Origin of the sequence: Microbacterium sp. (genome assembly GCF_030149085.1) — a bacterium.
GTDB lineage: Bacteria > Actinomycetota > Actinomycetes > Actinomycetales > Microbacteriaceae > Microbacterium.
Genome location: NZ_JASBSF010000045.1, coordinates 1 through 9,448, shown reverse-complemented (window position 1 = coordinate 9,448; position 9,448 = coordinate 1). Strand labels below are relative to the sequence as shown.

Sequence of the window (9,448 nt, the reverse complement as noted above, 5' to 3'; positions counted from 1 at the left end):
CGGGTTAGCCTCGTTCTATCGGGTGTGGTGCGTGACGCGGAGGGCGTGTCGGATGCGGGGACGTGTCGGTTCAGATGATCGTGCCTGGCCTGGTTGCGCGGTGAGCGCCAAGGGTCGGCTGTCATGACCACTCCTCCCCCGGACGCCGACGAACAGGTCACGATCGCTGACCTCATGACCCCGGACTCGGACGACGACGCGTTTGTCGTCACCAACGGTCCCTCGCGGGCGTTGCGCATCACGGGTCTCGTGATCGCCATCGTGATGGTTGTCGGGATGGTGGCGACGGGTGGGTACGTCGCCTGGGCGCTGAACACTCCCCTGCCTGCCGCGACGCTGGAGTGGCAGACGCCGACCGTCGAGTCTCCCGTTGCAGCTCAGATCTCGCTTCCGTCTTTCGGCTCTTCAGCACTGAGCGTGTCAGGCGGGGAAGTGTATCTCGGCGAGGGCGCGAGTGGAATCTGGCAGACGTCCGGTCCCCAGGATCCGCAGGTCATGGCGAGCGTCAGCAAGATCATCACGGCACTCGTCGTACTTGAGAAGTACCCGCTCGCGGACGCATCCGATCCCGGCCCGACGATCACGTTCTCGAAAGCCGATCACGATCTCTACGACCAGTACTACGTTCGTGGAGCGACGATCGCGGCAATGCCCACGGGCACACGGATGTCGCTGCACGATGCGCTGGCCACGATGCTGATCCCCTCTGCGAGCAACTACGCCGAGGCCATCAGTCGGTGGGCGTTCGGCTCGGTATCCAGCTTCCGCGCGGCGGCCAGCGACTGGCTCCAGGCCCATGGTCTGGCCGGCACGACGGTCGTCGAACCCACGGGGCTCGACTCCGCGAATGTCAGCACGCCCACTGATCTGGTCGCTATCGCAAAGCTTGCCGCCGCAAACCCGACCCTCGCGTCGATCGTCGGAACAGCCTCGCTCACGATCCCGGGGCCCGGATCACTGCAGAACACCAACGCCTTGCTGGGCGTCGACGGAGTAACGGGGATGAAGACCGGCAACCTCGGGTACGGGACCTACGCGTTCGTGTTCACAGCGGGCTTGGACATCGCAGGCATGCACCTGGATGTCACAGGCGCAATCCAGGGCGGCGCGACGCGGGAGTCAGCCAATGCCGATGTGCTTCGCATGCTCGACAGCATCCGCCGGGGGTTCCACGACGTCCCTGTCGGACTGGCAGGCGACCACATCGGCACCGTCACGGCACCGTGGGGTGGAACCACGGAGGTTGTGATCGCGCGCGACGTCGACATCTTCACGTGGTCTGACACACCGATCGCGGTCGAGGTTGCGATGGACAACCCGACCGAGTTCGCGACCGGCGACGTCGTGGGTCAGATCACCTGGACAGCCGGTCCGCACAGCGAGAGCGCTGACCTCATCGTGACCGAGTCAATCGATCCGCCGACCGACTGGTGGCGACTGACACACCCTACGGAGCTCGTCGCGGGCTGAACTCGTCACCAGTCGGCGCGCAGCTCACCGTGGTCACCCAGAGCGCCTTGACACTAGATTCCGGATCTGGCATATGGCCTCATCCGGGCGGAGTCACATGAACCAGCCGCTGTTGCGCACGGTTCTTTCTTGGAACTGATGCTGAGCGGCAGCCCGCGCTCGATCAACAGCTTCCTGCGCTTCGCGGCCTTCTTTCGCCTCGGAGAACGAGACGGGCTTGCGAACAAAGAGGCGAGTCACCCGGTTCCAGAACGTCATCATCGCCACACCCTTGTGCCCCACGATAGACCAGCTCAGGCTCCAGCGGGCTCGATCGTCACCCAATTCCCGAACTTCGGCATCCGGCCATCACCCGACGACGTGCCTGTCAGTCGTCGACGAACCCATGGGCCGACGTGCGCGCGATAGTAGGCCAAACCACGCACCGCGTCGGCGGTGGACTGCTCGGGCATCGACCACCACTCCCCTGGTGCGGGGTGGCCCAGGGCGCCGAGGAGGCGCGCAGCCACCCGGTGGTGCCCGCGCGAGTTCATGTGCAGCCTGTCGGCAGACCAGAACGACGGATGCGACAGCTCGCGATCCGGCCAGTTGAGGGCCCGGACAACATCGGGACGGTCGGCGACTCGTGCCACTACTGCCCGCGAGAGGTCGTCTCCGCGGCGTTGGATCAGCGACCGGAACGGCAGCTGGGCTGAGGGGTTGGCGCCCGAGAGCAGAACCAGACGGACCCCTTCCTCATCGCACCGGCGCAGGACGGTGCTGAAGGCATTCGCGATGCTCTCGATCGTCGTGCGGGGTCGCAGCATGTCGTTGCCTCCCCCGTTGAACGAAAGGTGGGTCGGACGGAGAGCGAGGGCCGGCTCCAGTTGCTCTTCCACGATGGGCCACGCAAGCTTGCCGCGGATGGCGAAGTTCGCATACGCGATCGGAGCACCGAGTGCGTTGGCCCAGCCGAGAGCGGTGAGGTCTGCCCACCCCCGGACGGTGCCGTCAGGCAGCTCGTCGCCGACGCCTTCGGAGAAGGAATCACCGATGGCAACGTAGCGGATCTCCTGCACTCCCCTAGCCTACGGGTGCCCCATCGCGCTGCCGGTCTGCGCCTTCCGCGATCATCTCGCGCGCCATCGGGATCACCCTGGTGCCGTAGAGCTCGATCGAGCGCATCAGCTGCTCGTGTCCGAGCGTGCCGTTCGAGTACTTCAGATCGAAACGGTCGATCCCCAGCGTCAACACGGTGTCGGCGATCTTGCGAGCAACCCGGTCGGGTGACCCCGAGTGAACCGCTCCCCCGGCTCCGACGTCGTGCTGGAACCGCATCCGACTGTAGGGCGGCCACCCGCGTTCGGCTCCGATACGGTTGTTCATCGCTTCGAACGCAGGATACGCCTGTTCCCACGCCTGCTCATCGGTATCGGCGATGTGACCCGGCGAGTGGACGCCGACCGGCTTGCGATCGTGCCCGAACGAGGCCAGCGAACGATGGAAGAGCTCAACATAGGGTGCGAAGCGCTCAGCGGGTCCGCCGATGATCGCGAGCATGAGGCCGAAGCCGTACCGCGCTGTCCGGACGACGGATTCGGGTGACCCTCCGACGCCCACCCAGGTCGTGAGGCCGGATCCCTCGGTCTTCGGGTACACGTCAGCACCAGTGAGCGCGGCGCGGGTGGTTCCGGACCAGGTGACCGGGCGCTCCTGGCGCAAGAGGGAGAACAGTTCGAGCTTCTCCTCGAACAGGGCCTCGTAATCCTTCAGGTCGTACCCGAACAGGGGGAAGGACTCGATGAAGCTCCCGCGGCCCAGTACCACCTCGGCACGACCGTTCGAGATGGCATCCAGGGTCGCGAACCGCTCGTAGACCCGCACCGGATCGTCTGACGAGAGAACCGTCACGGCAGTGCCGAGGTGGATGTCGCGGGTCCGCCCGGCGATGGCCGCGAGCACGATCTCGGGGCTCGACACCGCGAAGTCGGGCCGATGGTGCTCGCCGACGCCGATGAACGAGATGCCGAGTTCGTCGGCGAGCACAGCTTGGTCGACAAGATTGCGCAGCGTCTGTGCGTCAGAGAGGGGCGCTCCGCTCTCATCGACCGTGACATCACCGAAGGTATCGAGACCGAACTGAATCATGACGGCATCCTTTCCATGCATGTGCATAGAACCATACGGGTCCGGTCCCTATTCCATTCCTCAGATCAGCAACGCCGCACGTAGCGTGTCGAGCCCAACTCCGCCGATGTCGAGCGCGCGCTTGTGAAACGCCTTGATGTCGAACGCGTCGCCCTGTTGCTCGGCAACGGTGTCTCGCAACTGTTCCCAGATGCGCTGACCCACCTTGTAGGACGGAGCCTGCCCGGGCCAGCCGAGGTAGCGGTTGACCTCGAACTGAATGAACTCGTCCGACATGTTGACGTTGCGGCGCATGAAGGCGAGGGCGTAGTCGTGGTCCCATACGCCTTCGCCGTCCAAGCGGGGCTTGCCGAGGTGGACGCCGATATCCAACACGACGCGCGCTGCCCGCATCCGCTGCCCGTCGAGCATGCCGAGCCGGTCAGCGGGGTCATCCAGGTAGCCGAGCTGCTCCATGAGGCGCTCCGCGTACAGCGCCCAACCCTCCGCGTGGCCCGACGTACCGGCCAGCAGACGCCGCCACGAGTTGAGTTGTGCGCGGTTGTAGACGGCCTGAGCGATCTGCAGGTGGTGACCGGGAACGCCCTCGTGATACACGGTCGTCAGTTCTCGCCACGTGTCGAAGTCCGCGACGCCCTCCGGAACCGACCACCACATGCGCCCGGCGCGCGAGAAGTCATCGGTCGGGCCGGTGTAGTAGATCCCGCCCTCCTTGGTGGGCGCGATCATGCACTCGAGCGTGCGGATCGGTTCGGGGATGTCGAAGTGCGTCTTCCCGAGCTCTGCCACGGCATGATCGCTCGTCTGCTGCATCCACGTTTGCAGCGCCTCGGTACCGTGAAGCTTTCGCGAGGCATCTCTCTCGAGGAACGCGACAGCCTCCTCGACGCTCGCGCCGGAAACGATCTCGTCGGCGATCTGTTCCTGCTCGGCGACCATGCGCGCGAGCTCTTCGATGCCCCACTCGTAGGTTTCATCGAGGTCGATGGTCGCACCGAGGAAGCGTCGAGAGTGCAGCGCGTACAGGTCCCGGCCGACTCCGTCCTGCTCGGAAGCGGCAGGGCCGACCTCGGCGGAGAGAACATCGGCGAGCTCTTCGTACGCCACGCGGGCAGCGCCCGCCGCGTCGGCGAGCTCACGGGCGAGGGATGCCGGAAGCTGCCCGTCGTTGGGTGCGGCCTCGGCGGCGAACTCCGCGAAGAAGCCGCGGTCACTCGTGTAGCGCCCGATCTGGGTGACGACTTCGCGCACCTGGCGCCTGGCGGGTACGACCCCAGCTGAGACTCCGGCTCGGAGGGTTTCGATGTAGCCGCGTACCGCCTCTGGGACCGCTCCCAGTCGCGTCGCGATGACAGACCAGTCCTCCGCTGTGTCGGTGGGCATGAGGTCGAAGACCGCGCGGATGTCCTGCGGCGGCGAGGCGATCACGTTCAGGTCGCGAAGATGCCACTGGGCGTCGTGGAGTTCGAGGTCGAGTTCCAGCTCGCGGGTAAGGTCTGCTTTCGTGACGCGATCGATGTCGTCCACGGGCTCGGTGGTGCGCAGCGCAGCGAGCGTCGTGCGGGCTTCGTCGGCGAGTGCGTCAGCGCCCGCTGGAGAATAGTCGCCGTAGCGTGCATTGTGCTCGGAGCGACCGATGTAGGTGGCGAGGGTGGGGACACGCTCCGCGAGCGTGTCGACCCACGCATCTGCGATCGCGTCGATGGGCGTGGCAGATCGAGGAGCTTCAGTCATGCGTTCGAGCCTAACCAGAACGAGCGGTCAGTGCCCGGCGAGATTCCAATCGCCGCCGCGGCCCACTTCGACATCCAACGGCACGGACAGGGTCGCCGCGTCAGCCATCCTCTGCCTGACGATCTCTTCGACCCGGTCCCACTCCCCCGGCGCGACTTCGACAACGAGCTCGTCGTGGATCTGCAGCAACACCCGCGAACGCAGATCGCTGTCGCGGAGGTCTTGGTGGATGCGGAACAGCGCGATCTTCATGATGTCGGCAGCGCTGCCCTGGATGGGTGCGTTGAGCGCAGCGCGTTCGGCATTCTCGCGCAGAACACGGTTCGGGCTGGTGAGGTCTGGGAAGGGGCGGCGGCGACCGAAGATCGTCTCGGTGTACCCGTCTATCCGAGCCTTCTCGACAGAAGCGCGCAGGTAGTCGCGCACCGCGCCGAATCGCGCGAAGTACTCCATCATGAGCTGCTTGGCCTCGGCTTGTTCGATGCGCAGCTGCTTGGACAGCCCGAAGGCAGAGAGGCCGTAGACGAGGCCGTACGACATGGCTTTGACCTTCGTGCGCATCTGCGGGGTGACATCGGCGGGGTCCACACCGAACACGCGCGCGCCGACGAAGCGATGCAGATCCTCACCCGAATTGAAGGCCTCGATGAGCCCGGGGTCCTCCGACAGGTGCGCCATGATGCGCATTTCGATTTGCGAGTAGTCGGCGGTCAGGAGGGTTTCATACCCGGCGCCGACAACGAATGCCGAACGGATACGGCGGCTGTCTTCGGTCCGGATGGGGATGTTCTGCAGATTGGGGTCGGTGCTCGAGAGGCGCCCCGTTTGGCTCCCCGTCTGCACGTAGGTTGTGTGGATTCGGCCGTCGGTGCCGATAGCGGCATCCAGCGACTCGATGATCTGCCTGAGCTTGGTCGCCTCGCGATGCTGGAGGAGCAGACCAAGGAACGGATGCGGATTGGTCTCTTGCAGATCGGCCAGAACCGCGGCATCCGTCGAGTAGCCGGTCTTCGTCTTGCGGGTCTTGGGGAGTCCCAGCTCTTCGAAGAGCACCTCCTGGAGCTGCTTCGGGGACCCGAGGTTGACCTCGCGACCGATTGTGTCGAAAGCTTCGGCGGCGATCGCATCGGCGCGGGCGCCGAGTTCTGCCGAGAACGCGGCAAGCGTCTCGTGCGAGACTGCCACCCCGTCCAGCTCCATGTCGACGAGCGCGTCGAGGGTCGGAAGCTCGATCTCGCGGAGCACGCCGGCGAGGTCATCCGGCAGTTCAGCCCGAAGCGCGTTCGCGACCCGCAGCGTGAACCACGACAGCTGCCCGGGAGTGGCGCCCTCGGTTTCGGGAATCAGCTGCGTCGGATCGGCCTCAGGGAGCTTCTCCCCCAGGTAGCGGTCGACGAGATCTGCGAGTGTCTTGTCGGGGAAGCTCGGACGAAGAAGCCACCCGGCCAACGCAGTGTCGAACGCGACACCCCCGACGGTGACGCCCGCACGACGCAGCATCTTGATCTGGGCCTTGGCGTCGGCGAAAACTTTCGGGCTATCGGACGCGAACCAGCCCGAGAGGTGGGCCGCCGACTCTGTCGTCCAGCTGGTTTCGACAACATCGGCTTCGCGCGCGAACCCCACACGGGCCGGGAGGGATGCCGAACTCGCGGCGCCTGCGCTTGGAACGACAGTCACCGCGACCTCGCCGACGCCGCCTGCCAGCCACGCAGCCACAGCATCGGAGTTCGCCTCTGTGGCAACCGGCAGATGCACCGCCGGCGCTGCATCCGCGGGTTCCTCGCCGCCAAAGGCCTCGAACACGCGCGGCAGCAGGGTACGAAACTCCAGCCGCGCGAAGATGTCGCGAACGCCCTGTGCATCCATACCGGTGACAGCTAGCTCGTCGGGGCCGACCGGCAGCTCGACGTCGCGCAAGAGCCGATTCAGCGCGCGGTTGCGCTTGACGTCATCGAGGTGCTCGCGCAGGTTGTTGCCCACCACTCCCGTGACACGGTCGGCGTTCTCGAGCAGGTCTTCAAGGGTGCCGAACTGGGTCAGCCACTTCACCGCCGTCTTCTCCCCCACCTTGGGGACGCCGGGGAGATTGTCGCTGGTCTCGCCGACCAGGGCCGCGATGTCGGGGTACTGCTCAGGCGAAACGCCGTAACGCTCGCGTACCGCTTCAGGGTCGTACCGCTTGAGTTGGGACACCCCCTGCACACTCGGGTAGAGCAGTGTGATGCGCTCATCCACGAGCTGAATCGTGTCGCGGTCACCCGAGCAGACGAGCACGTGATACCCGGCATCCGCGCCCCGGGTTGCCAGAGTGGCGAGGATGTCGTCGGCTTCGATGTCTTCTTGCTGGAGCACCGTGATGTTCATGGCCCGGAGGCAGTCCTGCAGCAGGGGGATCTGGCCCTGGAACTCCTTCGGGGTCTCGGCACGGTTCGCCTTGTATTCCGCGTACTCACGGGTACGGAACGACTGGCGCGAAGTGTCGAAAGCTACAGCGACATGCGTGGGCTTCTCGGCCTTGACCAGGTTCACAAACATCGACAGGAACCCGTAGATCCCGTTCGTGTGCTGACCATCCTTGGTGGTGAAGTTCTCGACGGGGAGGGCGAAAAACGCCCGAAAGGCCAGCGAGTGGCCGTCGACGACCAGGAGGGTAGGCTTCGAGGAGTCCGTCACTCTGTCAGCCTACCCACGGCTTCCGACAGCACTTCTCCCCGAGGGTGGTCATGAGCACGCAGCATCCGGTGAACGTCAATGGCATGGAGTGGGCGGCGCAGCGCGGCATGGGGACCCTCGCCGAGAAGATGGGGATGCAGTTCCTCGAGTTCACGGTTGAACGTTCCGTTGCGACCATGCCCGTTGAGGGCAACACGCAGCCAGTGGGCCTCATGCACGGCGGCGCATACGTCGTGTTGGGCGAGTCCCTGGGGTCGATGTCTGCGAATCTGTGGGCGGGCCCGGGCCGCCTCGCTGTCGGTGTCGATATCAACGCGACCCATACGCGATCCGCCCGCTCGGGTCTGGTGACAGGCGTGTGCACCCCCGTGCACCTCGGGCGAAGCATGACAGTTCACGAGATCGTCGTCTCCGACGACGAGGGGCGACGATGCTCCACCATCCGCATCACGAACCTCATCAAGGATGTTCCGCTCCCCGAGGAGCTCACCCGCCCCGAGGGATGAGCCAACTTTCGCGCGTGAACCGATGCGACGCGGGAGTGCAGCTGCCGGCCGACCGACGCCGAGGCCTCAGGCCTTCTTCGGCGCCAGCTGCTCGATGATCGCCTTGGCGACGTCTTGCATCGTGAGCCGGCGGTCCATCGATGCCTTCTGAATCCACCGGAACGCCTCAGGTTCGGACAGGCCCATCTTCTCGTTGAGCAGTCCCTTGGCGCGATCCACGAGCTTGCGGGTCTCGAACCGCTCCACCATGTCGGCAACCTCTGCCTCGAGGGTGAGGATCTGCTCGTGGCGGGCGAGGGCGATTTCGATCGCCGGAAGCAGATCGTTCGGGGTGAAGGGCTTCACCACATAAGCGAGAGCACCAGCCTCGCTCGCACGCTCAACGAGTTCCTTCTGGCTGAACGCGGTCAACAGGACGACCGGCGCGATGTTGTTCTTGTTGAGCTTCTCGGCGGCGGAGATGCCATCGAGCTGGGGCATCTTGACGTCCATGATGACCAGGTCAGGACGCAGCTCCGTGGCCAGCTGAACCGCGCTCTCGCCGTCCCCGGCTTCGCCGACGACATCGAACCCGTTGTCGCGAAGGATTTCGACGATATCGAGTCGGATGAGGGACTCATCTTCGGCTACGACGACACGGCGGGGGGTGTTGGCGGCGGACGTAGCTGCCTGCTCTTGCTCTGTCACCTTTGAATCCTACGGTATGGTCAATGCGGACGTCCCCGGCCGGTGTGGCGGAATGGCAGACGCGACCGACTCAAAATCGGTTGCCCGAAAGGGCGTGTGGGTTCGACTCCCACCACCGGCACGTGAGAAGAGCCGCGACCCGCCAGGGGTGCGGCTCTTCTCATGTCTCGATCGTGCGGCTTGGGAAGAGCGCACGATGGGCGCGGCTCAGGCGCCGAAGAACTGGTTCCCGAGTGCCTTGCTCTTGA

At 65.3% G+C, this 9,448-nt stretch carries 8 protein-coding genes and 1 tRNA gene; 3 read left to right on the top strand and 6 right to left on the bottom strand.

Going from position 1 to position 9,448, the window contains the following annotated elements; genetic code table 11:
• Nucleotides 1-123 precede the first annotated feature (123 nt).
• The gene (locus Q1V87_RS01865) at nt 124-1,470 is read left to right on the top strand and encodes a D-alanyl-D-alanine carboxypeptidase (RefSeq protein ID WP_300590611.1); all 1,347 of its coding nucleotides are present in this window, start codon (nt 124-126) and stop codon (nt 1,468-1,470) included.
• Nucleotides 1,471-1,563: 93 nt separating this feature from the next.
• Here Q1V87_RS01865 and Q1V87_RS01860 read toward each other — a convergent pair whose 3' ends face one another.
• Genes Q1V87_RS01860 through polA form a run of 5 tightly spaced genes read right to left on the bottom strand, consistent with a single transcriptional unit; the run spans nt 1,564 to nt 8,007 of the window.
• On the bottom strand, nt 1,564-1,731 hold the full coding sequence (locus Q1V87_RS01860; protein ID WP_300590610.1) for a hypothetical protein: 168 nt from the start codon (nt 1,729-1,731) through the stop codon (nt 1,564-1,566).
• A gap of 32 nt (nt 1,732-1,763) precedes the next feature.
• Nucleotides 1,764-2,528 (bottom strand): SGNH/GDSL hydrolase family protein, encoded by a 765-nt coding sequence (locus Q1V87_RS01855; protein WP_300590609.1) that lies wholly within the window; start codon nt 2,526-2,528, stop codon nt 1,764-1,766.
• A gap of 4 nt (nt 2,529-2,532) precedes the next feature.
• Entirely contained in the window at nt 2,533-3,597 is a 1,065-nt protein-coding gene (locus Q1V87_RS01850; protein WP_300590608.1) for an LLM class flavin-dependent oxidoreductase, read from the bottom strand.
• A 60-nt stretch (nt 3,598-3,657) separates the two neighbouring features.
• Nucleotides 3,658-5,331: a DUF885 domain-containing protein gene (locus tag Q1V87_RS01845; protein WP_300590607.1), complete on the bottom strand. Its 1,674-nt coding sequence runs from the start codon at nt 5,329-5,331 to the stop codon at nt 3,658-3,660.
• A 27-nt stretch (nt 5,332-5,358) separates the two neighbouring features.
• The gene (gene polA, locus Q1V87_RS01840; RefSeq protein ID WP_300590606.1) at nt 5,359-8,007 is read right to left on the bottom strand and encodes a DNA polymerase I; all 2,649 of its coding nucleotides are present in this window, start codon (nt 8,005-8,007) and stop codon (nt 5,359-5,361) included.
• A gap of 50 nt (nt 8,008-8,057) precedes the next feature.
• Between polA and Q1V87_RS01835 the strand changes: the two genes are divergently transcribed.
• On the top strand, nt 8,058-8,513 hold the full coding sequence (locus Q1V87_RS01835; protein ID WP_292710446.1) for a hotdog fold thioesterase: 456 nt from the start codon (nt 8,058-8,060) through the stop codon (nt 8,511-8,513).
• Between the two features lie 66 nt (nt 8,514-8,579).
• Here Q1V87_RS01835 and Q1V87_RS01830 read toward each other — a convergent pair whose 3' ends face one another.
• On the bottom strand, nt 8,580-9,200 hold the full coding sequence (locus Q1V87_RS01830) for a response regulator (RefSeq protein WP_300590605.1): 621 nt from the start codon (nt 9,198-9,200) through the stop codon (nt 8,580-8,582).
• 38 nt (nt 9,201-9,238) lie between these two features.
• Between Q1V87_RS01830 and Q1V87_RS01825 the strand changes: the two genes are divergently transcribed.
• A tRNA-Leu gene (locus Q1V87_RS01825) sits at nt 9,239-9,321 on the top strand.
• The last annotated feature ends 127 nt before the right edge of the window (nt 9,322-9,448 follow it).